The organism is Mycobacterium sp. MMS18-G62, assembly GCF_053877835.1.
The window spans coordinates 4,647,757-4,674,428 of sequence record NZ_CM132662.1; the positions used below are offsets into that span (position 1 = coordinate 4,647,757).

Below are 26,672 nucleotides of genomic sequence, written 5' to 3' on the forward strand. Positions count from 1 at the left end.
GCCGATTATTCCTCGGCGGCCGCCAGCCACGCTTCCTCGAGTTCGTCTTTACGCGCCTGCAACTCGCGGAGTTCGGTGTTGAGCTCACCCAGCCGGACGTGGTCGGACGCCGCGTCGGCCATCGATTCGTGCAGCGCGGTGATCCGGTCGTCCAGCTTCGCGAGCTGTCCCTCGATCCGAGCCAACTCCTTGCCCGTCCGCCGTTCCCGCGCCGACGCCGACTCTGCGCGCGCGGGCTCAGGCCGAGCCGCGATATCAGATGCCGCTTCCCGGCCCGCCAGATACTGCTCGATGCCGCCGGGCAGCAGATCGCACCGACCGCCGCCGGTCAACGCATAGGTGACGTCGGTGACGCGCTCCAGGAAATAGCGGTCGTGTGTGACGACGATCAGCGTGCCTGGCCAGCCGTCGAGGTAGTCCTCGATCACGGTCAACGTGTCGATATCGAGGTCGTTGGTCGGCTCATCGAGAAGCAGCACGTTCGGTTCGTCGAGTAGCAGCCGCATGAACTGCAGCCGGCGCCGCTCACCGCCGGACAGGTCGGCAACGCGCGCGGTCAGCTTGTCACCGGTGAACCCGAAGTCCTTCAACAGGGTGTCGGCGCTGATTTCGCGCCCGCCCGCCAATTCGGTTATTCGCCGGTGATTTTCGACGGCGTCGAGGATGCGGTCGTCGCCGTCCATCTCGGCCAGCGCCTGGCTCAGATAGCCGATCTTCAGCGTCGCGCCCCGTTTGATCGTGCCCGCAGCCGGTTTCAGCTCGCCCGCCAGGAGTCGCAGCACTGACGTCTTGCCTGTGCCGTTCACGCCGACGAGCCCGATGCGCGCGCCCGGCCCGATGGACCAGTCGATGCGATCAAGCACCACATTCGGCCCCACCTCGAGCCGGACCCGATGCAGGTCGAACACGTCTTTGCCCAACCGCGTGGTCGCAAACCGTTGCAGCACAAGCGAATCGCGCGGTGGCGGTTCGTTGGCGATCAGTTCGTTGGCCGCCTGTATCCGGAACTTCGGTTTCGACGTGCGTGCCGGCGGACCGCGCCGCAGCCACGCCAGTTCCTTACGCATCAGGTTGCGTCGCCGCGCCTCGGTTCCTGCCGCCAATCGCATCCGCTCGGCACGAGCCAACACATATGCGGCGTATCCGCCGTCATAGGCGTCCACGGCGCCGCTGTGCACTTCCCATGTGCGGGTGCACACGGCGTCGAGAAACCAACGGTCATGGCTGACCACCACGAGCGCCTTGGCCCGGCGCGCATTCAAGTGAGACGCGAGCCAGCCGATCACTTCGACGTCGAGATGGTTGGTCGGCTCGTCTAGCACCAGCACGTCGTGGGCAGCCAGCAGCACCTCGGCCAGCGCCACTCGGCGCCGCTCTCCGCCCGATAGCCCCGCCGCGTCCCTGTCCAGGTCGACACCGCCCAGCAGATGCTCGACGACGTCGCGTGTGTTGGGCTCGGCCGCCCACACATGGTCCGGCCGGCCGCCGACGATGACGTCGCGCACGGTGGCGCCGATCAGTTCGTCACCCTGCCGCAGGTATCCGACCGACAGTCCAGAGGTGTGCGTGACCCGGCCCGAATCCGGCTCCCTCGTTCCTGTGAGCACCTGCAGCAAGGTGGTCTTACCGTCACCGTTGCGGCCGACGACGCCGATCGCATCGCCGTCCTCGACGCCCAGGCTGACCCCGTCGAGGAGCGTGCGGGTGCCGTAGCCGACCGTTGCGCGCTCGACGTTGATCATGTTCGCCATCAGCCGCGATGATAGGGCGGCGGCGTGCCATGATGATCGGCGGCAGTCGGGGGACTGACGGCGCAAAGGGGAGTAGGTCGTGGTGGACCTTTCGGCATTTACCAGGCCAGTGGGACGGCTGGTGGCCACCGCGCAAAACGGGCTGGAAGTGCTGCGTTACGGCGGCCTGGAGACCGGCGCGGTGCCCTCGCCGTTCCAGATCATCCAAAGCGTGCCCATGTACCGGCTGCGGCGCTACTTCCCGCCGGATGCGCGGCCAGGGGCGAGGCTGCCAGGACCGCCCGTGCTCATGGTGCACCCGATGATGATGTCGGCCGACATGTGGGACGTCACCCGCGACGACGGGGCCGTCGGCATCCTGCACAACGCCGGCATCGACCCATGGGTCATCGACTTCGGCTCACCCGACAAGGTCGAGGGCGGCATGCAGCGCAACCTCGCCGACCACGTCGTCGCATTGAGCGAAGCCATCGACACCGTCAAAGAGGTGACCGGCCGCGACGTGCATCTGGCCGGCTACTCGCAAGGCGGCATGTTCGCCTACCAGACCGCCGCCTACCGGCGGTCGAAGGACCTCGCCAGCATCGTCGCGTTCGGCGCGCCGGTCGACACTTTGGCGGCGCTGCCGATGAATCTGCCTGCCGCCCTCGCGCCCGCCGCCGCGGAGTTCATGGCCGACCACGTGTTCAGCCGCATCGATATCCCTGGCTGGCTGGCCCGCACCGGCTTCCAGATGCTGGATCCGATCAAGACGGCACAGTCGCGGCTGGAGTTCCTGCGTCAGCTGCACGACCGCGAGGCGTTGTTGCCCCGCGAGCAGCAGCGGCGGTTCCTCGCGTCAGAGGGCTGGATCGCCTGGTCGGGTCCGGCGATCGCAGAACTGCTCAAGCAGTTCATCGCCCACAACCGGATGATGAGCGGCGGTTTCTCGATCCACGGCGACCTGGTGACGCTGTCCGATATCAACTGCCCGGTGCTGGCCGTCATCGGCGAGGTCGACGACATCGGCCAGCCGGCATCGGTGCGGGGCATCAAGCGTGCCGCCCCACAGGCCGATGTCTTCGAATACTGCATCCGCGCAGGGCATTTCGGTTTGGTCGTCGGTTCTAAGGCGTCGACGCAGACCTGGCCGACGGTCGCCAAGTGGGTGAGGTGGCTGGACGGCCAGGGCGACCTGCCCGACGCCGTGACGCCGATGGCGCTGCAACCCGCCGAGCACAGCGAGAGCGGTGTGACGCTCAGCTCGCGCGTCGCGCACACCACGGCGGCGGCTACCGAGATGGTCTTCAGCCTGGCCCGGTCCGCTGCCGACGCGCTCGTCGCGGCCAACAAGTCGGCGCGGACGCTGGCGGTCGAGACAGCCCGCACGCTGCCGAGGCTCGCCCGTCTTGGCCAGATCAACGACCACACCAGGATGTCGCTCGGGCGGATCATGTCCGAGCAGGCCCGCGACGCCCCCAACGGCGAGTGCCTGCTGTACGACGGCCGTGTCCACACCTATGAGGCCGTGGACCGCCGAATCAACAACGTGGTCCGCGGCCTGATCGACGTCGGCGTCCGACAGGGCGTGCACGTCGGCGTGCTGATGGAAACCCGGCCCAGCGCACTCGTCGCGATCGCGGCGCTGTCACGCCTCGGTGCGGTCGCGGTGTTGATGCCGCCGGACGTTGATCTCGCCACCGCGGCCCGCCTCGGGGCGGTGTCCGAAATCATCGCCGATCCAAGCAACCTCGACGCCGCCCGCAGGCTCAATATGCGGGTGCTTGTTCTCGGCGGCGGCGAATCTCGCGACCTGGACCTTCCCGAGCACGCCGACGTCGTCGACATGGAGAAGATCAACCCCGACGTGATCGACCTGCCGGGCTGGTATCGGCCGAACCCCGGGCTCGCGCGGGACCTGGCTTTCGTCGCGTTCAGCAACATCGGCGGCGAACTCATCGCGCGCCAGATCACGAACTACCGCTGGGCACTTTCGGCGTTCGGCACCGCGTCGGCCGCCAACCTCGGCCATGGCGACACCGTCTACTGCCTCACTCCACTGCACCATCAATCCGGGTTGCTCGTGGCGCTGGGCGGCGCGGTCGTCGGCGGTGCCCGCATCGCACTGTCGCGAGGGCTGCGCCCCGATCGGTTCCTACAGGAAATCCGCCAGTACGGCGTCACGGTGGTGACGTACACCTGGGCCATGCTGCGGGAGGTCATCGACGACCCGGCGTTCACGCTCACCGGCAGCCACCCGGTACGCCTGTTCATCGGTTCCGGCATGCCGAGCGGACTGTGGAAACGGGTCATCGAGGTCTTCGAGCCGGCGCACATCGTCGAGTTCTTCGCGACGACCGACGGCCAGGCCGTGCTGGCCAACGTGTCCGGCGCCAAGATCGGCAGCAAGGGCAGGCCGCTGCCAGGCGGCGGCGAAGTCGAACTGGCCGCCTACGACGCCGAAGACGACCTGATCCTCGAGGACGACCGCGGATTCGTCCGCAGGTCCGAGCCCAACGAGGTCGGCGTGCTGCTTGCCCGCCCGCGCGGCCCCGTCGATCCGACGGCCTCTGTCAAACGCGGCGTCTTTGCGCCCGCTGACACCTGGGTGTCGACCGAGTATCTCTTCCGCCGGGACGACGACGGCGATTATTGGCTCGTCGACAATCGCAGCGCGGTCATCCACACGGCCCGCGGCCCCGTCTACGCGTCGACGATCAACGACGCCGTCGGACGGCTGGGGGCGGTGGATCTGGCCGTCACGTACCCCGTCGAGGTAGGCGGCCACCAGCTCGCGATCACCGCGCTGGAGTTGTGCCCCGGCGGCAGCATCCCGTCCGCCGATCTGTCCGAGGCGCTGGCCGATCTGCCGGTGGGCAACCCGCCCGACATCGTCCACGTGGTGTCCGAGATGAAGCTCAGCGCATCGTATCGACCGCTGATCAGCCCGCTCCGAGCAGAGGGAATCCCGAAGCCGTCGCGTAACGCCTGGTATCTGGATCCCGATACGAATCGATACAAGCGGTTGACGGTGGCGGTACGTACGGAGATTGCCAGCGCGGGGCAGTAAGGCGTGATCACTGTTAGGCTCCCCGCTGGTGGCAGGAGGAGATGACATTGCAGACCGGTAAATTGCGTCGCGCAGCCGCGGGGGCGGTGGCCAGCAGCGCTATAGCCATCGGGCTCCTGATGGGCGTCGGATCGACCACCGCGCACGCCGACATCCTCGATGACGTGGGTGCGAAGTACATGGAGGGTGCAGGCGGCGGCCAGATCTCCAACTTCGTCAAAGAGGCGCTGACGCTGCGGGCCCTGGGCTTCAGGCCGTCCAAGTCCAACCTCGATGCGCTCCAAGCCGGCTGGGATTACCTGCCCAACCAGACGCGACTTGTCGACGCGTTGAAGAGCACGATCGCCTACCAGCGCAAACTGCAGGCCCAAATGCAGAACTCCAATAACCCCTCGCAGCCCGGGTACAGCTTCGGCGTCGGCCAGCCGCCGCCCGGTGTGCCCCAGGATCCCACTGACCCTGGTGGCGGCATCTACATCGGTGGCCCTAGCAACACGATCAACCAGCCCATCGGCTAGCGGCGGTCGTGCTCGACGAAAAGCTCCTCAGCATTCTCGTGTGCCCGCAGGACCGCGGGCCGCTGCTTCTCGTAGACGGCGAGTGCCTCTACAACCCGCGGCTTCGACGCGCATACCGGATCGAGGACGGCATCCCGGTGTTGCTCGTCGACGAGGCGGTCGACATCACCGACGATGCCGAACACCAGCGGATGCTCGACTCCGCGTCAGGTCAGTCCGGGTAGGTCGCCGGTCAGGTAGCGCTGCAAGTTCGGCGCGATGGTCTCGGCGATCTGCTCGACGGGCAGCGACTTGAACGGCTCGAGCTCGAGGATGTAGCGAGCCATCACCACACCCACCAACTGGGACGCGACGAACTGCACGCGGATCCTTCCACTTCCCGGCGGATTGTCGACCCGCGATCCGACCTCGGCGGTGATTACCTCCTGCAGGAACGACCGAATGAGGGACGCATCGGAACCCGCCAGTATCGACCGGAGCGTCGCGATGAATCCCTTACCCATCTCGGAATCCCAGAGCGGCAACAGGATCGACGGCAGTGTGTAGCCGATCTGTTCGACGGGCACCGCCCGTAGCGGGCCGATGACGTCCATCGGGTCAATCGGAATGTGGATAGCGGCGGCGAACAGTTGGGTTTTGGTGCCGAAGTAGTGGTGCACGAGCGCAGGGTCCACACCCGCGCCCGCAGCGATCGAACGGATGGATGTCTTGTCAATTCCGTTGCGGGCGAACAGATTTCGTGCGCTGGCCAGGATTCGTTCGCGGGTATCCGACGTCCCGGGCGGGCGCCCGGGACGTTTGCGTTCGACCTCAGCGGTCAATTTACGGCGTCCGTCGGCGCAGTGTCGCAGCCGCCAAACCCAGTGCGATGACTGCACAGCCCATGACGACGATGATGTCGCGGACGGCGGTTCCGGTCAGCTCCGGGTGCGAGCCGACCTGTTGCAAGGCTTCCAGCGCATAGCTGGCCGGCATGACGTTGCTGATCCATTCCAACCAGTTTGGCATCAGTGACCTCGGCACGATGATGCCCGCCAGTAACAGCTGCGGCGCGATCACCAACGGCATGAACTGCACGGCCTGAAACTCGGTGCGGGCGAACGCACTACACAGTAGGCCGAGCCCGACGCCGAGCACCGCGTTGACGATCGCGATGACGAACACCCAGATCGGGCTGCCGGCAGTGTCGAATCCGAGCAACCAGAATGCGGTGATGCACGTCAGCGTCGCCTGGACCGCCGCGGCGATCCCGAATGCGGTGCCGTACGACGCGAGCAGGTCGAGTCGCCGCAGTGGCGTGGTCAGGATGCGTTCCAGCGTCCCGGACGCCCGCTCCCGCTGCATCGTGATCGACGTGATCAGGAACATCACGAACAGAGGGAAAAGGCCCAACAGGATCAGGCACGCGTTGTTGAACCCGGACGGCACACCAGGCCGCGTGGGGACGTTCTGGAACATGAAGTACATCAGCGTGATGATCAAACTCGGCACGAGCAGCATCATCGCGATGGTGCGATGGTCGGCGGCGAGCTGTCGCAGGATCCTCGCGGTTGTGGCGGTGTAGCCCTGAACAGTTATCCGGCTGCGGCTGCGGTGCTGCGCCTGATGATGGACAGAAACGCGTCCTCCAGTGACGTGCATCCTGTTTCCTCTCGTAGTCGGTCCGGGGTGATGTGGGCCAGTAGATGGCCGTCGCGCATCAGCAGGAGATCCCCGCAGCGGTCGGCCTCGTCCATGACGTGGCTGGACACGATCAGCGTTATTCCGCTCCTGGCCAGTGCGTGGAACTGATCCCAGAGGTCAGCGCGCAGCACCGGGTCCAACCCGACGGTGGGTTCGTCGAGCACGAGCAGATCGGGCTGGCAGACAAGCGCGCAGGCCAACGATGCGCGCGTACGCTGCCCGCCAGAAAGGTTGCCGCACAATGCTGTTCGATGGTCGTTCAAGCCGACAGCGTCGATGGCAGCGTCGGCGGCGCCGGAATCCATTCCGTACAGCGCAGCGAAATAGCGGACGTTGTCGATGATTCTCAGGTCGTCGTAGATCGTCGGATCCTGGGGCATGTATCCGACCCGTCGACGCAAGGCGGCCGAACCGGCGGGCTCTCCCAGCACAGTGACCGACCCGGCGGCGAGGATCTGCGTGCCGACGATCGATCGCATCAACGTGGTCTTGCCGCACCCCGACGGTCCCAGCAGGCCGGTGATGGTGCCACGGGCGATTTGGACCGACAGATCGTGGATCGCGGGCCGCTTACCGCGGATCACGCGGAGATTGTCGATGGCGATGACCGGTTCGACACCATGTCGCAGTAATTCATCACTCGATGAAGTCATCATGTGATGAATATGCTCCCGCCGGTGGTGTGTGTCAAGGGCACCGGCAGAATCGCTGAGGTGAGTGCAGAGCTGCTGGCCGTCGACCCGGTGGCCGCGGCGCGGCGGCTGCTCGGAGCGGCACTTACCGGGCGCGGAGTGAGCGCGATGATCGTCGAGGTTGAGGCGTACGGCGGCCCTCCCGATGGACCGTGGCCGGACGCGGCGGCGCATTCTTTTCGCGGCCCGACCGGGCGCAACAAGGTGATGTTCGGCCCGGCCGGGCGGCTCTACACCTACCGAAGCCACGGTATTCACGTCTGCGCCAACGTCGTGTGCGCCACCGATGGAGTTGCGGCCGCGGTCCTGCTGAGGGCTGCCGCGGTCGAGGCGGGCGTCGGGGTCGCACAGGCCCGCCGCGGCGAACTCGTTCGCCCTGCGGCACTGGCCCGTGGGCCCGGCAATCTCTGTTCTGCGTTGGGAATCACCATGGACGACAACGGAATTGATCTGTTCGACCCGAGGGGTCCGGTGCGGCTGACTCTCGGCGAGGAACATGTCGCCGTGGAAGGCCCGCGGGTCGGCGTGAGCCAGGCGGCCGACCGGCCGTGGCGATTCTGGCTGGCTGGCCGTCCGGAGGTGTCGCTGTATCGACGCAGTCCGCGAGCGCCGGTTCCCGGCGAAAGCGATTAGTACGAGAAGATCAACGTGTGGGTACGAACATTCTGGAGGAATTGGACTGGCGCGGGCTGATCGCGCAGTCCACTGACCGCGACGCGCTGGCGGCCGAGCTGGCTACCGGCCCGATCACGGTGTACTCCGGCTTCGATCCGACCGCGCCGAGCTTGCACGCCGGGCATCTGATTCCGCTGTTGGGGCTACGTCGATTTCAGCGCGCCGGCCACCGGCCGATTGTGCTGGCCGGCGGGGCTACGGGCATGATCGGTGACCCGCGCGACACCGGCGAGCGCACGCTGAACACAGCTGACACCGTCGCCGACTGGGCCAACCGCATTCGCGGCCAGCTTGAGCGGTTCGTCGACTTCGACGATTCCCCGACCGGCGCCGTGGTGGAGAACAACCTGTCGTGGACGAGCGAGCTGTCCGCGATCGAGTTCCTGCGCGATGTCGGCAAGCACTTCTCCGTCAACGTGATGCTCGACCGCGACACCGTCCGGCGCCGCCTCGAGGGCGAAGGCATCTCCTACACGGAGTTCAGCTACATGCTGTTGCAGGCCAACGACTACGTCGAATTGCATCAGCGCTACGGATGCGCGCTGCAGATCGGCGGTTCCGACCAGTGGGGCAACATCATCGCCGGCGTGCGGCTGGTCCGTCAGAAGGTCGGCGCGACGGTGCATGCCCTGACCACACCGCTCGTCACGGACTCCGAAGGAAAGAAGTTCGGCAAATCCACCGGCGGCGGCAGCCTCTGGCTCGACCCGGAGATGACCAGCCCGTACGCCTGGTATCAGTACTTCATCAATACGGCCGACGCCGATGTGATCCGGTATCTGCGGTGGTTCACCTTCCTTTCGCCCGGCGAACTCGCCGAACTCGAGCAAGCGACCCAGGAGCGGCCGCACGAGCGAGCGGCGCAGCGTCGGCTGGCCCGTGAGCTCACCACGCTGGTGCACGGAGAAGCTGCGACGGCTGGGGTCGAACTGGCCAGCCAGGCGCTCTTCGGTCGGGGCGAGCTGGGGGAGCTGGATGAGCCGACGCTCGCGGCGGCACTGCGGGAAGCGTCGGTCGCCGAGCTGAAACCGGGCGGCGCGGATTCGATCACTGACCTGCTGGTGGCCAGCGGTCTGTCTGGCAGCAAGGGCGCCGCACGCCGGACGATCGGCGAGGGCGGTGCGTACGTCAACAACGTTCGCATCGACAGCGAGGAGTGGGTGCCGCAGCCGTCGGACTTCCTGCACGGACGCTGGCTGGTGTTGCGTCGCGGCAAGCGGAATATCGCCGGGGTCGAGCGCGTTGGATGATCTGTCGGAGTCGACGCACGCTTGCGTGCGCGCGATGGGCGCTGATTCGAAAAACACGCCCTATCAGGCCATTTGACTCCGAGTTTTCCCTCACGTAACTTGTTGAAGTCGTCGCGACGCGGCCAAGCCGCAGAGCGCGACGGCGTCCCAGAGGGAAACCCCACTTCGGTGGGTTCCTGACCGTCCGCACTACAAGTACGCGGCCAAAAGCCGCGGGCTAGTCGCGCGGCTGGGTGGGTGTGTTGTTTGAGAACTCAATAGTGTGTTTGGTGGTTTTTGTTTGTTGTTGTTTTTTGCCGCACTTCTTTTTCCCGTTTAGGGGTGTGGTTTTTTTGATTGCCAGTTTGACTGGTTGCTTTGGTCAGATGTTTCCTGATTGGCCTTTTTAGGTTTTGTTTGGAGAGTTTGATCCTGGCTCAGGACGAACGCTGGCGGCGTGCTTAACACATGCAAGTCGAACGGAAAGCCCCTTTCGGGGGGACTCGAGTGGCGAACGGGTGAGTAACACGTGGGTGATCTGCCCTGCACTTTGGGATAAGCCTGGGAAACTGGGTCTAATACCGAATACACCTTGCTGGTTGCATGACTGGTGGGGGAAAGCTTTTGCGGTGTGGGATGGGCCCGCGGCCTATCAGCTTGTTGGTGGGGTGATGGCCTACCAAGGCGACGACGGGTAGCCGGCCTGAGAGGGTGTCCGGCCACACTGGGACTGAGATACGGCCCAGACTCCTACGGGAGGCAGCAGTGGGGAATATTGCACAATGGGCGCAAGCCTGATGCAGCGACGCCGCGTGAGGGATGACGGCCTTCGGGTTGTAAACCTCTTTCACTAGGGACGAAGCGCAAGTGACGGTACCTAGAGAAGAAGCACCGGCCAACTACGTGCCAGCAGCCGCGGTAATACGTAGGGTGCGAGCGTTGTCCGGAATTACTGGGCGTAAAGAGCTCGTAGGTGGTTTGTCGCGTTGTTCGTGAAAACTCACAGCTTAACTGTGGGCGTGCGGGCGATACGGGCAGACTGGAGTACTGCAGGGGAGACTGGAATTCCTGGTGTAGCGGTGGAATGCGCAGATATCAGGAGGAACACCGGTGGCGAAGGCGGGTCTCTGGGCAGTAACTGACGCTGAGGAGCGAAAGCGTGGGGAGCGAACAGGATTAGATACCCTGGTAGTCCACGCCGTAAACGGTGGGTACTAGGTGTGGGTTTCCTTCCTTGGGATCCGTGCCGTAGCTAACGCATTAAGTACCCCGCCTGGGGAGTACGGCCGCAAGGCTAAAACTCAAAGGAATTGACGGGGGCCCGCACAAGCGGCGGAGCATGTGGATTAATTCGATGCAACGCGAAGAACCTTACCTGGGTTTGACATGCACAGGACGTGCCTAGAGATAGGTATTCCCTTGTGGCCTGTGTGCAGGTGGTGCATGGCTGTCGTCAGCTCGTGTCGTGAGATGTTGGGTTAAGTCCCGCAACGAGCGCAACCCTTGTCTCATGTTGCCAGCACGTCATGGTGGGGACTCGTGAGAGACTGCCGGGGTCAACTCGGAGGAAGGTGGGGATGACGTCAAGTCATCATGCCCCTTATGTCCAGGGCTTCACACATGCTACAATGGCCGGTACAAAGGGCTGCGATGCCGTGAGGTGGAGCGAATCCTTTCAAAGCCGGTCTCAGTTCGGATCGGGGTCTGCAACTCGACCCCGTGAAGTCGGAGTCGCTAGTAATCGCAGATCAGCAACGCTGCGGTGAATACGTTCCCGGGCCTTGTACACACCGCCCGTCACGTCATGAAAGTCGGTAACACCCGAAGCCCGTGGCCTAACCCCTTGTGGGAGGGAGCGGTCGAAGGTGGGATCGGCGATTGGGACGAAGTCGTAACAAGGTAGCCGTACCGGAAGGTGCGGCTGGATCACCTCCTTTCTAAGGAGCACCACGAGACTTGAGCCCGCCCGCATCGTGTGGGGGTTCGGTGACTCAAGCGATTCGTTGGATGGCCTTTCGCCTGTAGTGGGTGGGGGTCTGGTGCACAACAAACAACTGACCGGTTCGGGAAGCCCTTCGGGGCGCCGGTCGAAAATGATTGCCAGGCACACTATTGGGCTTTGAGACAACAGGCCCGCTATCTCTTCGTCCCGAGTGGGAAACCGGAGATAGGGAGTGTTGTTGCCCCGAGTTTTGGTGGTGGGGTGTGGTGTTTGATTTGTGGATAGTGGTTGCGAGCATCTCGCAGTGAATTGCTGGCTCTCTTTTTTGGGGGGTTGGTGGTTTGTTGTGGGTGTTAATGCAATTTTCTTGTTTTTCCGAGAATGTAATTGTTTTGTGTGTAAGTGTTTAAGGGCGCATGGTGGATGCCTTGGCACTGGAAGCCGATGAAGGACGTGGGAGGCTGCGTTATGCCTCGGGGAGCTGTCAACCGAGCGTGGATCCGAGGATGTCCGAATGGGGAAACCCGGCGCGAGTGATGTCGTGTCACCCGGCACTGAATACATAGGTGTCGGGGGGGAACGCGGGGAAGTGAAACATCTCAGTACCCGTAGGAAGAGAAAACAAGTGTGATTCCGTGAGTAGTGGCGAGCGAAAGCGGAGGATGGCTAAACCGTGCATATGTGATACCCGGCGGGGGTTGTGTGTGCGGTGTTGTGGGGCGTTTCTTTCTCCGGTCCGCCGACCGGGGCGGAAGTGATAAACCGTTGGGTTAGTTGAAGTGGCCTGGGATGGTCTGTCCGTAGAGGGTGAGAGCCCCGTAGACGAAAACTCAACGGCTTTCGTGGAACGTTTTCCCCGAGTAGCAGCGGGCCCGTGGAATCTGCTGTGAATCTGCCGGGACCACCCGGTAAGCCTGAATACTTTCCAGTGACCGATAGCGGATTAGTACCGTGAGGGAATGGTGAAAAGTACCCCGGGAGGGGAGTGAAAGAGTACCTGAAACCGTGTGCCTACAATCCGTCAAAGCCCTCGCTTTGCGTGGGGTGATGGCGTGCCTTTTGAAGAATGAGCCTGCGAGTCAGGGACATGTCGCGAGGTTAACCCGGGTGGGGTAGCCGCAGCGAAAGCGAGTCTGAATAGGGCGTATCACGTCAGTAGTGGCGTGTGTAGTGGTGTGTTCTGGACCCGAAGCGGAGTGATCTACCCATGGCCAGGGTGAAGCGCGGGTAAGACCGCGTGGAGGCCCGAACCCACTTAGGTTGAAGACTGAGGGGATGAGTTGTGGGTAGGGGTGAAAGGCCAATCAAACTCCGTGATAGCTGGTTCTCCCCGAAATGCATTTAGGTGCAGCGTTACATGTTTCTTACCGGAGGTAGAGCTACTGGATGGCCGATGGGCCCTACTAGGTTACTGACGTCAGCCAAACTCCGAATGCCGGTAAGTCAATAGTGTGGCAGTGAGACGGCGGGGGATAAGCTCCGTGCGTCGAGAGGGAAACAGCCCAGATCGCCGGCTAAGGCCCCTAAGCGTGTGCTAAGTGGAAAAGGATGTGCAGTCGCGAAGACAACCAGGAGGTTGGCTTAGAAGCAGCCACCCTTGAAAGAGTGCGTAATAGCTCACTGGTCAAGTGATTGTGCGCCGATAATGTAGCGGGGCTCAAGCACACCGCCGAAGCCGCGGCAACGTACTTGTACGTTGGGTAGGGGAGCGTCCTGCATCCGGTGAAGCCACGAAGTGATTCAGTGGTGGAGGGTGTGGGAGTGAGAATGCAGGCATGAGTAGCGATAAGGCAAGTGAGAACCTTGCCCGCCGGAAGACCAAGGGTTCCTGGGCCAGGCCAGTCCGCCCAGGGTGAGTCGGGACCTAAGGCGAGGCCGACAGGCGTAGTCGATGGACAACGGGTTGATATTCCCGTACCCGTGTGTGCGCGTCCCTGACGAAACAATCCTGCTAACCACCCAAAAGGTGACCGATCCGATCCTTCGGGAAACGACGGTCGCCGGCTGCGTGGGACCCGGGTTGGTAGTAGTCAAGCGATGGGGTGACGCAGGAAGGTAGCCGTACCAGTCAGTGGTAACACTGGGGCAAACCGGTAGGACGACATCTAGGCAAATCCGGATGTCACAAAGTCCGAGAGGTGATGCATAGCCGAGTGAGGCGAATTCGGTGATCCTATGCTGCCAAGAAAAGCCTCTAGCGAGCACACACACGGCCCGTACCCCAAACCAACACAGGTGGTCAGGTAGAGAATACCGAGGCGTACGAGTGAACTATGGTTAAGGAACTCGGCAAAATACCCCCGTAACTTCGGGAGAAGGGGGACCCACACGGTGTGACAGACCCTCGCGGTCTCGAGCACAAGTGGGTGGCACAAACCAGTGAGAAGCGACTGTTTACTAAAAACACAGGTCCGTGCGAAGTCGCAAGACGATGTATACGGACTGACGCCTGCCCGGTGCTGGAAGGTTAAGAGGACCCGTCAACCCCTTTCGGGGGGTGAAGCGGAGAATTTAAGCCCCAGTAAACGGCGGTGGTAACTATAACCATCCTAAGGTAGCGAAATTCCTTGTCGGGTAAGTTCCGACCTGCACGAATGGCGTAACGACTTCTCAACTGTCTCAACCATAGACTCGGCGAAATTGCATTACGAGTAAAGATGCTCGTTACGCGCGGCAGGACGAAAAGACCCCGGGACCTTCACTACAACTTGGTATTGGTGCTCGATACGGTTTGTGTAGGATAGGTGGGAGACTATGAAGCAGCCACGCCAGTGGTTGTGGAGTCATTGTTGAAATACCACTCTGATCGTATTGGGCCTCTAACCTCGAACCGTCTATCCGGTTCAGGGACAGTGCCTGGCGGGTAGTTTAACTGGGGCGGTTGCCTCCTAAAATGTAACGGAGGCGCCCAAAGGTTCCCTCAACCTGGACGGCAATCAGGTGTTGAGTGTAAGTGCACAAGGGAGCTTGACTGCGAGACGAACATGTCAAGCAGGGACGAAAGTCGGGACTAGTGATCCGGCACCCCCGAGTGGAAGGGGTGTCGCTCAACGGATAAAAGGTACCCCGGGGATAACAGGCTGATCTTCCCCAAGAGTCCATATCGACGGGATGGTTTGGCACCTCGATGTCGGCTCGTCGCATCCTGGGGCTGGAGCAGGTCCCAAGGGTTGGGCTGTTCGCCCATTAAAGCGGCACGCGAGCTGGGTTTAGAACGTCGTGAGACAGTTCGGTCTCTATCCGCCGCGCGCGTCAGAAGCTTGAGGAAACCTGTCCCTAGTACGAGAGGACCGGGACGGACGAACCTCTGGTCCACCAGTTGTCCCACCAGGGGCACCGCTGGATAGCCACGTTCGGACAGGATAACCGCTGAAAGCATCTAAGCGGGAAACCCCCTCCAAGACCAGGCTTCTCACCCATCAAGTGGGATAAGGCCCCCCGCAGACCACGGGATCAATAGACCAGACCTACACACTTAGCAATAAGTTCAGGGAACTGGCACTAACCGGCCGAAAACTTACCCACAAACTCGCAACCACACCAAAAATCCACGCGCATCAAACCACTGCGCCCCACCACCAAATAACACCACCCACCACACACAGTGGGCACTTCAAAAAAAGTGAATAAAGTTACGGCGGTCAATAGCGGCAGGGAAACGCCCGGACCCATCCCGAACCCGGAAGCTAAGCCTGCCAGCGCCAATGATACTACCCAACCCGGGTGGAAAAGTAGGACACCGCCGAACACAAATTAGGATCACCCCCCACAATTGCGTGGGGGGTGATTCTATTTGGCCGCAATGGATTTCGAATTCTCAATTCCGGCCTCATCAGGTAGAAAGGCATACGTGGTCCACGACAGGCAGGGCGGAAGCAACGAGCGCCGTCCAAGACGCGGCTCAGACGCCGGCGCGCCGCGACGAGGGCCGCGTGATCAACGTTCGGCTCCCCGTTCGTCGGGCCCCGACCGGGCCCGCCGCTCGCAGCCGAATCCCGAGGGCGACACCGCGCGCCACCAGGGTCCGCCGATTCCTCCCGAAGTTGAAGCCAAGCAGCTGTCGCCCGAAATCCGCGGCGAGCTAACCACTTTGGATCGCACCACGGCCGATATCGTGGCGCGGCACCTGGTCGCTGCCGGTGAACTCCTCGACGAGGATCCCGAGGCCGCGCTCGAGCACGCGCGTGCTGCCCGCGCCCGCTCTGGTCGCATCGCGGCAGTCCGCGAGGCCGTCGGAATCGCGGCCTACCACTGCGGCGACTGGGCCCAAGCCCTCGCTGAACTACGTGCTGCACGCCGAATGGGCAGCAGGTCTCCGTTGCTGCCGCTGATCGCCGACTGCGAGCGCGGCGTCGGCCGTCCCGAACGTGCAGTCGAGCTGGCCCGCACTCCCGAAGCCGCAGCGCTTACCGGCGACGCCGCCGACGAGTTGCGCATCGTCGTGGCCGGCGCGCGCTCCGATCTTGGACAACACGAGCAGGCCTTGGCGATCCTGTCGACGCCACAACTCGATCCGGCGGGCACTGGGCAGACTGCGGCGCGGCTGTTCTACGCATACGCCGAGACGCTGCTGGCGCTGGACCGCAAGGAAGATTCACTGCAATGGTTCCTCAAAGCCGCGGCCGCGGACATCGACGGCGTGACCGACGCCGAGGACCGGATCACGGAGTTGTCCTGACGTGAGCGTGAGCACCCTTGCGCTGGAACATGATTGCCTACTGCTCGACCTCGACGGCACCGTGTTCCGGGGCCACGAACCGACGGACGGTGCCGTCGAAACCCTCGCCGTAGTCCGATCGCGCACGCTGTATGTCACCAACAACGCCTCGCGCGGACCCGCCGAAGTCGCTCAACATCTTTGCGAGATGGGCTTCTCGGCCCAACCCGACGACATCGTCACAAGCGCTCAGACCGCGGCGCGACTGCTTCAGGAGCAGTTGCAGGCGGGCGCGCGAGTTCTCGTCGTCGGCACCGATTCCCTTGCCGCCGAGGTACGGCGGGTCGGGCTCAAACCCGTCCGGCAATGGTCTGACGGTCCCGTCGCCGTCGTCCAGGGACATTCGCCACAGACCGGATGGTCGGACCTCGCGGAAGCGGCGCTGGCCATTCGCAGCGGCGCACTGTGGATAGCGGCGAACGTCGACAAGACGCTACCGTCCGAGAAAGGCCTGCTTCCCGGAAACGGTGCGATGGTCGCGGCCCTGCGCGCGGCCACCGACAGCGAACCGCAGGTCGCCGGCAAGCCGGAGCCGACGCTGCTCACGGATGCGTTGGCGCGCGGAAAGTTTCGCACGCCGCTCGTGGTCGGTGATCGCCTCGACACCGACATCGCCGGCGCCAACGCCGCTGGCCTGCCCAGCCTGCTCGTGCTCTGCGGTGTCAGCACTGCGCTCGACACTGTCCGCGCGACGGTCGGCCAGCGGCCGAACTACATCGCCGAAGACCTCCGCTCGCTGTACGCCCGGGCGGACAATCTGCGGATTGCGCCTCACCCGGCCTGGTACGTCGACGTGGGCCCCTCGGCCGTGACGGTGCAATCAACCGGCCGGGACCCAGGCGACCCGCTATCCGTCGTGCGCGCCACCGCCAGCGCAGTCTGGAACGCCAACCTCGACGGGCGGCCCGTGACGCTGCTGGCGGGCGACGACACCGCGCGACAGGCCATGCAACGCTGGTCCCTGCTCACCCCGTCAAATCGGCTAGCGTGAACACCGATATGAGTACCGACCCCGATCAGATTCGCGCCCAGATCGCGGAACTGCTGGCAGACGTGCCAGACCCCGCGCAGGAGGGCTCGAACTTCGACCAACTCGCCGAATCCGACATCGACACCATCGCGGCGCGGCTCGAGGAAGCCCACGACTTGCTGGTGCGAGCGCTGGAATCGGTCGAGAAAGGCTGAACCCACGTGACCCGGCGCGCACGTGTTGACGCCGAACTGGTGCGGCGCGGCCTAGCGCGATCTCGCCAACAGGCCGCGGAGTTGATCGGCGCCGGACGCGTCACCATCGATGGAATGCCCGCGGCCAAGCCCGCAACCGCGATCGCGGTCAGCGCCGCCCTCACGGTGGAGGGAGCCGACGAGCGCTCATGGGTGTCGCGCGGCGCCCACAAACTCATCGGGGCGCTCGACGCCTTCGGCTTACCCGTCGACGGCCTACGCTGCCTGGACGCCGGCGCCTCGACAGGCGGGTTCACCGAGGTACTGCTCGATCGCGGCGCCCGCGAGGTGGTCGCCGCCGATGTCGGCTACGGCCAGCTGGCCTGGTCCCTGCGCAACGACCCACGCGTGACGGTGCTCGAGCGCACCAACGTCCGGGAGCTGACCGCAGAAGCGATCGGCGGCCGTGTCGACCTGGTTGTTGCCGACCTCTCATTCATCTCGCTGGCCACTGTGCTTCCAGCGCTGACCGCGTGCGCGTCAGAGGACGCCGATATCGTTCCGATGGTGAAGCCGCAATTCGAAGTCGGCAAGGACCGCGTGGGGGCGGGTGGCGTCGTCACCGACCCGCAGTTGCGGGCGGACGCCGTGCTCGCCGTCGCTCGGCGGGCCGCCGAACTGCACTGGCACACCGTCGACATCACCGCCAGCCCGCTGCCTGGCCCGTCCGGCAACGTCGAATACTTCTTGCGGCTGCGTGCCAGCACCGAAAACCCGCTCCGTGGTGAGCATCTCGAACACGCGGTGCGTAAGGCAATCGCGGAGGGTCCCCAATGACCTGTGAGCGCAACATTCTGCTCGTGGTGCATACCGGCCGCGATGAGGTCACCGAGGTCGCTCGCCGGGTGGAAAAGGTGCTCGGCGACAACGGAATTGGGCTGCGGGTGCTGTCGGCCGAAGCCGTCGATCGTGGGCCCGTACACCTGTCGCCCGACGATATGCGGGCGCTCGGTGTCGAGATCGAGGTCGTCGACGCCGATGAGCGTGCCGCCGAAGGGTGCGAACTGGTCCTCGTTCTCGGCGGTGACGGAACGTTTCTGCGCGCCGCCGAGCTGGCCCGCAACGTCGAAATCCCGGTGCTGGGCGTCAATCTAGGCCGTATCGGCTTCCTTGCCGAGGCCGAGGCCGATCACATCGACGCGGTGCTCGAGCATGTCATCAAACGCGATTACCGCGTCGAAGAGCGTATGACCCTCGACGTCGTGGTGCGCGCAGAGGGCAACATCGTCGACCGCGGTTGGGCGCTCAACGAGGCCAGCCTGGAAAAGGGGCCGCGGCTCGGTGTGCTGGGCGCTGTCTTGGAGGTCGACGGACGGCCGGTGTCGTCGTTCGGCTGCGACGGCGTGCTGGTGGCGACGCCCACCGGGTCGACCGCGTGGGCCTTCTCCGCCGGCGGCCCCATCGTCTGGCCGGACCTAGAGGCAATCCTGGTGGTGCCCAACAACGCCCACGCGCTGTTCGCCCGGCCGATGGTCACCAGTCCGGATGCCGCGATCGCGATCGAGGTGGAGCCTGGCGGGCACGACGCGCTGGTGTTCTGCGACGGGCGGCGCGAGATGGTGGTACCCGCCGGCGGCCGGCTGGAGGTCACGCGCTGCGGCACTCCGCTCAAGTGGGTGCGGCTGGACAGCGCGCCGTTCACCGACCGGCTGGTGCGCAAGTTCCGGTTGCCGGTCACGGGGTGGCGCGGACAGTAGTGCTAGCCGAGATTCGCATCGAGTCGCTGGGCGCGATCAGCACCGCCACTGCCGAGTTCGACCGCGGGCTGACCGTGCTCACCGGCGAAACGGGCACCGGCAAGACGATGGTCGTGACGGGTCTTCACCTACTCGGCGGCGCCCGCGCCGACGCCACCCGGGTGCGCTCCGGCGCCGCCCGCGCGGTAGTCGAAGGACGGTTCACCACAACAGAACTCGCCGACGGCGTGGCTGAGCACGTCGACACGATCCTCGATTCCTCAGGCGCCGAACGCGACGACGACGGCAGCATCATCGCCGCGCGTTCGGTCAGCCGTGACGGGCCGTCGCGCGCTTACCTCGGCGGTCGCAGTGTGCCGGCGAAGTCGCTGTCCACGTTCACCACCGAATTGCTTGCACTGCATGGCCAGAACGACCAGCTGCGGCTGATGCGGCCCGACGAGCAGCGCGCAGCACTCGACCGGTTCGCCGACGTCGAAACGCAGCTCAAGCGCTACCGAACCGTACGCGACGACTGGCTCGCCGCCCGGCGCGACCTCGAACACCGCAAGCAGCGGGCGCGCGAGCTGGCGCAGGAGGCCGACCGCCTCAAGTTCGGCCTCGACGAAATCGACGCCGTCTCACCGCAACCCGGTGAGGACGATGCGCTCGTCAGCGACATCCGGCGGCTGTCAGAACTGGACGCACTGCGCGAAGCCGCTCAAACCGCGCGCGCTGCGCTCTCCGGCGCCGACGACTCCGACACCGGCAGTGCCTCTGCCGTCAACGGTGTCGGCCAAGCGAAGTCCGCCCTGGACGCCACCGACGACGACGCCCTGCGTGCGCTGGCCGAGCAGCTCACCGGCGCGCTGGCGATCATCGCCGACGTGTCCACCGAACTCAGCGACTATCTCGCCGAATTGCCCAGTGATGCCAGCACTTTGGAGAACAAGCTCGCCCGGCAGGGCGAACTGCGCACCCTGACCCGTAAGTACGCTCCCGATATCGACGGTGTCCTGGAGTGGGCGCGCGAGTCACGCGAACGTCTGGCGCAGCTGGATGTGTCCGAGGAGGCGTTGGCCGAGCTCGAACGTCGCGTCGGTGAACTCGAGGCAAAAGTCGTCAATGCCGCAACCGAACTCACCAAGGCGCGGACCAAGGCCGCCAAGGGTCTCGCGAAGGCCGTCACCGGCGAGCTGTCGGGCCTGGCGATGGCCGATGCCGCATTCACGGTCTCCGTCGACACGCTGCCCGCCCGTGCTGAGGACTCCGCGCCGCTCACCCTGCAGTCGGGCACGGTCGTGCACGCGGGGCACGATGGTGTCGATGCCGTCGAGTTCGGCTTCGCCGCACACCGCGGCACCGACGTGCTGCCGTTGAGCAAGAGCGCTTCCGGCGGCGAGCTATCCCGCGTCATGCTCGCGCTGGAGGTCGTCTTGGCCGCGTCCGCCGAAGGTACGACGATGGTGTTCGACGAGGTCGATGCCGGGGTCGGCGGCCGCGCTGCGGTGCAGATCGGGCGTCGCCTGGCCCGCCTCGCCAGGACCCACCAGGTCATCGTCGTCACCCACCTCCCGCAGGTTGCTGCGTACGCCGACGTTCACCTCGTCGTTGACAGTGGGAGCGGCCGTAACAAGTCGAGCGGGGTACGCCGCCTCGACGACGACGACCGCGTGGCCGAACTGGCGCGCATGCTCGCCGGCCTCGGCGAATCCGACAGCGGTCGCGCGCACGCCCGCGAGCTGCTTGACGCCGCGCAGGCAGACGCCAACGCCGACTAGAGCCCCGTATTGCCGCTCACGACGGCGTAGCCAGGCCTGTTGCGGATGTGACAATAGATACCTATGTGACTGGTGTTACGGCGCGCCTCCCAGTTTTGGGAGTCGTTCCTCGACAGAATCGGCCCCATGAAGATGTCAGCGCTGCTTACCCGTACTGCGAGCTCACGGCCGGGCATCACCGGCACGGCCCGAGTGGACCGCGACATCGACCGACTTCTGCGACGTATCGGCGCCGGCGACATCGTCGTCATCGACGCCCTGGATCTGGACCGGATCACCGCCGATGCGCTCGTGGAAGCCGACGTCGCCGCGGTCGTCAACGCGTCCCCGTCGATTTCCGGCCGTTACCCCAACCTCGGCCCTGAGGTGCTGGTCGCCAACGGCATCACGCTGATCGACGACACCGGGCCTGAGGTGTTCAAGAAGGTCAAGGACGGCGCACGCGTCCGCCTGCACGACGGCGGTGTGTACTCCGGCGATCGCCGGCTGATCCGGGGAACCGAGCGCACCGATCACGAGATTCACGAGCTGATGCACGAGGCCAAGAGCGGTCTGGTGGCCCATCTGGAGGCATTCGCCGGCAACACGATCGAGTTCATCCGCAGCGAGAGCCCGCTGCTGATCGACGGCATCGGCATCCCCGACATCGATGTGGACGTCAACCGCCGCCACGTCGTGATCGTCGCCGAGGAACCCAGCGCCGCGATCGACCTGAAGGCGCTCAAGCCATTCATCAAGGAGTATCAGCCGGTTCTGGTGGGTGTCGGTACCGGCGCCGACGTACTGCGCAAGGCCGGGTATCGCCCGCAGCTCATCGTCGGGGACCCGGACAAGATGAGCGCCGAGGTGCTGCGGTGCGGGGCGCAGGTGGTGCTGCCGGCTGACGCCGACGGGCATGCCGCCGGGCTGGAACGGATCCAAGACCTCGGCGTGGGAGCGATGACGTTCCCCGCCGCAGGATCGGCCGCCGACCTGGCGCTGCTGCTGTGCGATCACCACGGCGCTGCGTTGATCGTCACCGCCGGCCACTCCGCGAGCATCGAGGAGTTCTTCGACCGGTCGCGGCAGCAGAGCAACCCGTCGACCTTCCTGACCCGGCTCAAGGTCGGCGAGAAGCTGGTCGACGCCAAGGCCGTCGCCACCCTGTACCGCAGCCGGGTGTCCGGAGGGGCCATCGCCATGCTTGTGCTGGCGATGCTCATCGCGGTGATCGCCGCATTGTGGGTTTCGCGTGCCGACGCCGCGGTGCTCGACTGGGTCGTCGACTACTGGAATCGGTTCTCGCTGTGGGTTCAGGGTCTGGTCACCTAAGGGGTCACAGTGATTTCCCTACGGACACATGCGATTTCGCTTGCAGCGGTGTTCCTCGCCCTTGCCATCGGGGTAGCTTTGGGCTCGGGTCTGCTGTCCAACACGCTGCTCTCCGGGCTGCGTGACGACAAGCACGAGCTGCAAAACGAGATCAACACGCTCACCGACGACAAGAATGCGCTGAACGAAAAGCTCAATGCTGCAGGCGATTTCGACGCGCAGATGTCACCGCGCATATTGCATGACGCGCTCGCGGGTAAATCCGTTGTGCTTTTCCGTACTCCGGACGTCCATGACGACGACGTCGACGCGTTGTCGCGGATGGTCGGCCAGGCAGGCGGAACGGTCACCGGGACGATCGCGTTTACGGAGGAATTCGTCAACGCCAACTCCGCCGAGAAGCTGCTGTCCGTGGTGAACTCGCCGATCGTGCCCGCCGGCACACAGCTGAGCACGAAGTCGGTCGATCAGGGGTCGCAGGCCGGCGATCTGCTGGGAATTGCGTTGCTGATCAACAGGGATCCGAAGGTGCAGGTCGTTGACGACGCTGCCCGTGACACCGTGCTGGCGGCACTGCGCGACACCGGTTTTGTGACGTACGGCAATCAGCGCATCAGCGCGGCGAACACCGCGTTGATCGTTACCGGTGGGGGACTGGCTGACGACGCAGGCAACCAGGGCGCCACCGTCGCCCGCTTCGCGGCCGGACTGGCTCCCCACGGCGCAGGCACCGTGATCGCCGGGCGGGACGGCTCGGCATCCGGCACCGCTGCGGTGTCCGTGACGAGGTCCGACCCCGGCCTTAGCGCCGCGGTCAGCACGGTCGACGACGCCGACAGCGAAGCAGGCAAGATCACCACAGTGCTCGCGCTGAGCGACCTGATCAGCGGCGGCCGATCCGGTCAGTACGGCATCGGCCATGGCGCATCGTCGGTAACCATCCCGCAATAGTCCCCTAGCGAGCTGGGGTCCCCAGTCAATGGCGTGTCAGCGACGCCTTGTCGGCGTCGGTGTTAAGGTGGGGTTCCGTGGGTCGGCAGGCCCCGAGCTGGGCTCCCGCTCAGAAAAGTAAGCCCTGCCCGTCGTCACGGAGGTTGCTCTTGCCAGCGCTACGCAAGCACCCGCAAACCGCCACCAAGCACCTTTTCGTCACCGGTGGCGTCGTTTCTTCACTCGGCAAGGGCCTGACGGCATCTAGCCTCGGGCAGCTGCTGACCGCGCGGGGCCTGCAGGTGACGATGCAAAAGCTCGACCCCTATCTCAACGTCGACCCGGGCACCATGAATCCGTTCCAGCACGGCGAGGTGTTCGTCACCGAGGACGGCGCTGAGACGGATCTTGACGTCGGACACTATGAGCGGTTCCTCGACCGCAACCTGTCGGGGTCGGCCAATGTCACAACGGGACAGGTGTATTCGTCGGTGATCGCCAAGGAACGCCGCGGCGAATACCTCGGCGACACGGTCCAGGTGATCCCGCACATCACCGACGAGATCAAGAGCCGCATCCTGGCGATGGCCGCGGCCGACTCCGATGGCAACCGGCCCGACGTGGTGATCACCGAAATCGGCGGCACCGTCGGCGATATCGAGTCCCTGCCATTCCTGGAAGCCGCCCGGCAAGTCCGGCACGAGGTTGGCCGCGAGAACTGCTTCTTCCTGCACTGCTCGCTGGTGCCCTACATGGCGCCCTCGGGCGAACTCAAGACCAAGCCCACGCAGCATTCGGTGGCCGCACTGCGCAGCATCGGTATCACCCCCGACGCGCTGATCCTGCGCTGCGACCGTGACGTCCCCGAGCCGTTGAAGAACAAGATCGCGCTGATGTGCGACGTCGACATCGACGGCGTCATCTCGACGCCCGACGCCCCGTCGATCTACGACATCCCCAAGGTCTTGCATCGTGAAGAGCTCGACGCGTACGTGGTTCGCCGGTTGAACCTGCCGTTCCGTGACGTCGACTGGACCCAGTGGAACGACCTGCTCGAGCGTGTGCACGAACCGCAGGAGACTGTGCGGATCGCGTTGGTAGGCAAGTACATTGACCTCTCCGACGCCTACCTTTCGGTTGCCGAGGCACTGAGGGCCGGCGGGTTCAAGCATCGCGCCAAAGTGGAGATGCGGTGGGTGGCGTCCGATGACTGTGAAACCGAGAACGGCGCCGCCGCCGCCCTGTCCGATGTCCACGGAGTCCTGATCCCCGGCGGCTTCGGCATCCGCGGCATCGAAGGCAAGATCGGCGCCATCCGCCACGCCCGCAAGCGCGGCCTGCCCGTGCTCGGACTGTGTCTCGGCTTGCAGTGCATCGTGATCGAGGCGGCCAGGTCGGTGGGTCTGACCGAGGCGAACTCCGCCGAGTTCGATCCGAAGACACCCGATCCGGTGATCTCCACGATGGCCGATCAACGCGACGCGGTCGCCGGTGAGGCCGACCTGGGCGGCACTATGCGGCTGGGCGCCTATCCCGCGGTGCTAGAGCCGGATTCCATTGTGGCGCAGGCCTATGGCACGACGGAGGTGTCGGAGCGGCACCGACACCGCTACGAGGTGAACAACGAATACCGTGACCGCATCGCCGAAAGCGGGTTGAGGTTCTCCGGCACGTCACCGGACGGACACCTGGTCGAGTTCGTCGAATATGCCGCCGACGTCCATCCCTTCATCGTCGGCACGCAGGCGCATCCTGAGCTGAAGAGCCGGCCCACCCGGCCGCATCCGCTTTTCGTCGCGTTCATCGGAGCGTCGCTGGAGTACAAGGCCGAAGAGCGGCTACCGGTCGAGATTCCCGAACAGCGGTCCAACGGCGCCGAGCATCCCGACAATGTCGGGCAACTGCTGCAAGAGCCGGCGGCCCGTGGCTGAGCACGATTTCGAGACGGTCAACTCCCAAACCCTCTACATCGGAAAGATTTTCGCCCTTCGCATCGACGACGTGCGCATGCCACACGGCAACGTCGCGAAGCGGGAAGTCATCGAGCACTACGGCGCGGTGGCCGTCCTCGCGATGAACGAGGACAACAACGTCGTCATGGTCTATCAGTACCGCCATCCTGTCGGTCGACGGTTGTGGGAACTGCCCGCCGGCCTACTCGACCTGGGCGGTGAACCGCCGCACATCACCGCCGCCCGCGAACTCGAAGAAGAGGCGGGGTTGGAGGCCGCTGAGTGGCGGGTCCTGGTCGATCTGGTGTCGGCGCCGGGCTTCAGCGACGAAAGCGTGCGGGTGTATCTGGCGACCGGTATCACCGACGTCGGGCGCCCGGACGCCCACGACGAGGAAGCCGACCTGCAGGTGAAGTGGTTTTCCCTCGAAGAGGCCAGGCGAATGGTGCTGGACGGTGAAATCGTCAATTCCATTGCGGTGGCTGGCATTCTGGCCGCCCACGACGTCGAGGATCCGTCGTCGCTGCGCCCCGTCGACACCCCGTGGATGGACAGGTCGAAGGCGTTCTCCGGTCGACAGGCGCACAAATGACCACATTCCGCTCCGCGCTCGATGACCAGCTCCAGGGCTACCTCGACCACCTGACCATCGAACGCGGCGTCGCCACCAACACGTTGAGCTCGTACCGCCGCGACTTGCGCCGCTATGCCGAACATCTGACGTCGCGGGGGATCGACGATCTGGGTCGGGTCACCGAATCCGACGTCAGCGATTTCCTCGTCTCGCTGCGCCGCGGCGACCCCGATACCGGAGCCACGCCGCTGTCGGCGGTGTCCGCGGCCCGCGCGTTGATCGCCGTACGAGGACTGCATCGCTTCGCCGCGTCCGAGGGCCTCACCGAGGCGGACGTGGCCCGCGCGGTCAAGCCACCGACGCCGAGCCGGCGTCTGCCCAAGAGCCTGACCATCGACGAGGTGCTGGCCCTGCTCGACGGCGCCGGCGGAGACAGCGAGGCCGACGGGCCGCTGACACTTCGCAACCGGGCGCTGCTCGAGCTGCTGTATTCGACCGGTGCGCGAATCTCCGAAGCCGTCGGCCTCGACCTCGACGACATCGACACGACCGCCCGGTCGGTGCTGCTGCGAGGCAAGGGCGGCAAGCAGCGGCTGGTGCCGATCGGCCGCCCGGCCGTCACCGCGCTCGACGCGTATCTGGTTCGCGGACGCCCGGATCTGGCCCGTCGCGGCAAGGGAACACCGGCGATCTTCCTCAATGCGCGAGGCGGACGGCTGTCGCGCCAGAGTGCGTGGCAGGTGCTGCAGGACGCCGCGGAGCGGGCAGGCATCACCGCCGCGGTTTCGCCGCACGTGCTGCGGCATTCGTTCGCGACCCATCTGCTGGACGGCGGCGCCGACGTACGCGTCGTGCAGGAGCTGCTCGGCCACGCGTCGGTGACGACCACGCAGATCTACACGATGGTGACCGTGCATGCGCTGCGAGAGGTCTGGGCCGGCGCGCATCCACGGGCGCGTTGAACGGCT

At 64.8% G+C, this 26,672-nt stretch carries 20 protein-coding genes and 3 rRNA genes; 19 read left to right on the forward strand and 4 right to left on the reverse strand.

The window, feature by feature from the left end; genetic code table 11:
• Window positions 1-5: 5 nt before the first annotated feature.
• Window positions 6-1,751 (reverse strand): ABC-F family ATP-binding cassette domain-containing protein, encoded by a 1,746-nt coding sequence (locus tag ACWW36_RS23115; RefSeq protein ID WP_456138289.1) that lies wholly within the window; start codon window positions 1,749-1,751, stop codon window positions 6-8.
• Window positions 1,752-1,830: 79 nt separating this feature from the next.
• On the opposite strand from ACWW36_RS23115, the gene ACWW36_RS23120 reads away from it, so the two are divergent.
• The 3 genes from ACWW36_RS23120 to ACWW36_RS23130 are packed head-to-tail and all read left to right on the forward strand — an operon-like array spanning window position 1,831 to window position 5,542.
• Window positions 1,831-4,800, forward strand: a complete 2,970-nt coding sequence (locus ACWW36_RS23120; protein ID WP_456138290.1) for an acyl-CoA synthetase — start codon at window positions 1,831-1,833, stop codon at window positions 4,798-4,800.
• A gap of 41 nt (window positions 4,801-4,841) precedes the next feature.
• Window positions 4,842-5,318 (forward strand): hypothetical protein, encoded by a 477-nt coding sequence (locus ACWW36_RS23125; RefSeq protein ID WP_456138291.1) that lies wholly within the window; start codon window positions 4,842-4,844, stop codon window positions 5,316-5,318.
• An 8-nt stretch (window positions 5,319-5,326) separates the two neighbouring features.
• Entirely contained in the window at window positions 5,327-5,542 is a 216-nt protein-coding gene (locus tag ACWW36_RS23130; protein ID WP_456138292.1) for a Trm112 family protein, read from the forward strand.
• Here ACWW36_RS23130 and ACWW36_RS23135 read toward each other — a convergent pair.
• From ACWW36_RS23135 to ACWW36_RS23145, 3 genes are read right to left on the reverse strand one after another with little or no spacing between them, the layout of a single operon-like run.
• Entirely contained in the window at window positions 5,525-6,139 is a 615-nt protein-coding gene (locus tag ACWW36_RS23135) for a TetR/AcrR family transcriptional regulator (protein WP_456138293.1), read from the reverse strand. The genes ACWW36_RS23130 and ACWW36_RS23135 overlap by 18 nt on opposite strands.
• A 1-nt stretch (window position 6,140) precedes the next feature.
• A complete protein-coding gene (locus ACWW36_RS23140) occupies window positions 6,141-6,959 on the reverse strand; it encodes an ABC transporter permease (RefSeq protein ID WP_456138294.1) in 819 nt (272 codons plus the stop codon).
• Window positions 6,893-7,657 carry an ABC transporter ATP-binding protein gene (locus ACWW36_RS23145; RefSeq protein ID WP_456138295.1) on the reverse strand — a complete coding sequence of 255 codons (765 nt, stop codon included), beginning with the start codon at window positions 7,655-7,657 and terminating at the stop codon, window positions 6,893-6,895. Before ACWW36_RS23145 ends, ACWW36_RS23140 begins: the two co-directional genes overlap by 67 nt.
• A gap of 57 nt (window positions 7,658-7,714) precedes the next feature.
• Here ACWW36_RS23145 and ACWW36_RS23150 point away from each other — a divergent pair, with 57 nt between their 5' ends.
• The 16 genes from ACWW36_RS23150 to xerD all read left to right on the forward strand — a co-directional run bounded on the left by ACWW36_RS23150 (window position 7,715) and on the right by xerD (window position 26,666).
• Entirely contained in the window at window positions 7,715-8,326 is a 612-nt protein-coding gene (locus ACWW36_RS23150; RefSeq protein ID WP_456138296.1) for a DNA-3-methyladenine glycosylase, read from the forward strand.
• 17 nt (window positions 8,327-8,343) lie between these two features.
• Window positions 8,344-9,618: a tyrosine--tRNA ligase gene (gene tyrS, locus ACWW36_RS23155; RefSeq protein ID WP_456138297.1), complete on the forward strand. Its 1,275-nt coding sequence runs from the start codon at window positions 8,344-8,346 to the stop codon at window positions 9,616-9,618.
• Window positions 9,619-10,011: 393 nt separating this feature from the next.
• Window positions 10,012-11,534, forward strand: a 16S ribosomal RNA gene (locus ACWW36_RS23160).
• 401 nt (window positions 11,535-11,935) lie between these two features.
• Window positions 11,936-15,064, forward strand: a 23S ribosomal RNA gene (locus tag ACWW36_RS23165).
• 108 nt (window positions 15,065-15,172) lie between these two features.
• Window positions 15,173-15,287, forward strand: a 5S ribosomal RNA gene (rrf, locus tag ACWW36_RS23170).
• The 16S, 23S and 5S rRNA genes sit together here, the layout of an rRNA operon.
• Before the next feature lie 102 nt (window positions 15,288-15,389).
• Window positions 15,390-16,217, forward strand: coding sequence for a tetratricopeptide repeat protein (locus ACWW36_RS23175; protein WP_456138298.1), 828 nt, complete (start codon window positions 15,390-15,392; stop codon window positions 16,215-16,217).
• Between the two features lie 7 nt (window positions 16,218-16,224).
• Window positions 16,225-17,247: an HAD-IIA family hydrolase gene (locus tag ACWW36_RS23180; protein WP_456142592.1), complete on the forward strand. Its 1,023-nt coding sequence runs from the start codon at window positions 16,225-16,227 to the stop codon at window positions 17,245-17,247.
• 8 nt (window positions 17,248-17,255) lie between these two features.
• Entirely contained in the window at window positions 17,256-17,441 is a 186-nt protein-coding gene (locus ACWW36_RS23185; protein ID WP_325334459.1) for a hypothetical protein, read from the forward strand.
• 6 nt (window positions 17,442-17,447) lie between these two features.
• Window positions 17,448-18,257: a TlyA family RNA methyltransferase gene (locus tag ACWW36_RS23190; RefSeq protein WP_456138299.1), complete on the forward strand. Its 810-nt coding sequence runs from the start codon at window positions 17,448-17,450 to the stop codon at window positions 18,255-18,257.
• Window positions 18,254-19,177 carry an NAD kinase gene (locus ACWW36_RS23195; protein WP_456138300.1) on the forward strand — a complete coding sequence of 308 codons (924 nt, stop codon included), beginning with the start codon at window positions 18,254-18,256 and terminating at the stop codon, window positions 19,175-19,177. The genes ACWW36_RS23190 and ACWW36_RS23195 overlap by 4 nt, the downstream gene beginning before the upstream one ends.
• The gene (gene recN / locus ACWW36_RS23200) at window positions 19,177-20,937 is read left to right on the forward strand and encodes a DNA repair protein RecN (protein WP_456142593.1); all 1,761 of its coding nucleotides are present in this window, start codon (window positions 19,177-19,179) and stop codon (window positions 20,935-20,937) included. The genes ACWW36_RS23195 and recN overlap by 1 nt, the downstream gene beginning before the upstream one ends.
• 126 nt (window positions 20,938-21,063) lie before the next feature.
• Window positions 21,064-22,248: a putative cytokinetic ring protein SteA gene (steA, locus tag ACWW36_RS23205; protein WP_456138301.1), complete on the forward strand. Its 1,185-nt coding sequence runs from the start codon at window positions 21,064-21,066 to the stop codon at window positions 22,246-22,248.
• A gap of 9 nt (window positions 22,249-22,257) precedes the next feature.
• Window positions 22,258-23,199 carry a copper transporter gene (locus tag ACWW36_RS23210; protein ID WP_456138302.1) on the forward strand — a complete coding sequence of 314 codons (942 nt, stop codon included), beginning with the start codon at window positions 22,258-22,260 and terminating at the stop codon, window positions 23,197-23,199.
• 149 nt (window positions 23,200-23,348) lie between these two features.
• Window positions 23,349-25,109 (forward strand): CTP synthase, encoded by a 1,761-nt coding sequence (locus ACWW36_RS23215; protein ID WP_456138303.1) that lies wholly within the window; start codon window positions 23,349-23,351, stop codon window positions 25,107-25,109.
• Complete coding sequence (locus ACWW36_RS23220; RefSeq protein WP_456138304.1) at window positions 25,102-25,722, forward strand: NUDIX domain-containing protein; 621 nt, start codon at window positions 25,102-25,104, stop codon at window positions 25,720-25,722. Before ACWW36_RS23215 ends, ACWW36_RS23220 begins: the two co-directional genes overlap by 8 nt.
• A complete protein-coding gene (gene xerD / locus ACWW36_RS23225) occupies window positions 25,719-26,666 on the forward strand; it encodes a site-specific tyrosine recombinase XerD (protein ID WP_456138305.1) in 948 nt (315 codons plus the stop codon). Before ACWW36_RS23220 ends, xerD begins: the two co-directional genes overlap by 4 nt.
• Window positions 26,667-26,672: the final 6 nt, after the last annotated feature.

What these genes read in the sequence shown, in the direction of transcription:
- steA (WP_456138301.1), top strand. Translation starts at nt 21,064, where the DNA reads ATGAAGATGTCAGCGCTGCTTACCCGTACTGCGAGCTCACGGCCGGGC.
- ACWW36_RS23145 (WP_456138295.1), bottom strand. Translation starts at nt 7,657, where the DNA reads ATGATGACTTCATCGAGTGATGAATTACTGCGACATGGTGTCGAACCG.
- xerD (WP_456138305.1), top strand. Translation starts at nt 25,719, where the DNA reads ATGACCACATTCCGCTCCGCGCTCGATGACCAGCTCCAGGGCTACCTC.
- ACWW36_RS23115 (WP_456138289.1), bottom strand. Translation starts at nt 1,751, where the DNA reads ATGGCGAACATGATCAACGTCGAGCGCGCAACGGTCGGCTACGGCACC.
- ACWW36_RS23140 (WP_456138294.1), bottom strand. Translation starts at nt 6,959, where the DNA reads ATGCACGTCACTGGAGGACGCGTTTCTGTCCATCATCAGGCGCAGCAC.
- ACWW36_RS23195 (WP_456138300.1), top strand. Translation starts at nt 18,254, where the DNA reads ATGACCTGTGAGCGCAACATTCTGCTCGTGGTGCATACCGGCCGCGAT.
- ACWW36_RS23185 (WP_325334459.1), top strand. Translation starts at nt 17,256, where the DNA reads ATGAGTACCGACCCCGATCAGATTCGCGCCCAGATCGCGGAACTGCTG.
- ACWW36_RS23125 (WP_456138291.1), top strand. Translation starts at nt 4,842, where the DNA reads ATGACATTGCAGACCGGTAAATTGCGTCGCGCAGCCGCGGGGGCGGTG.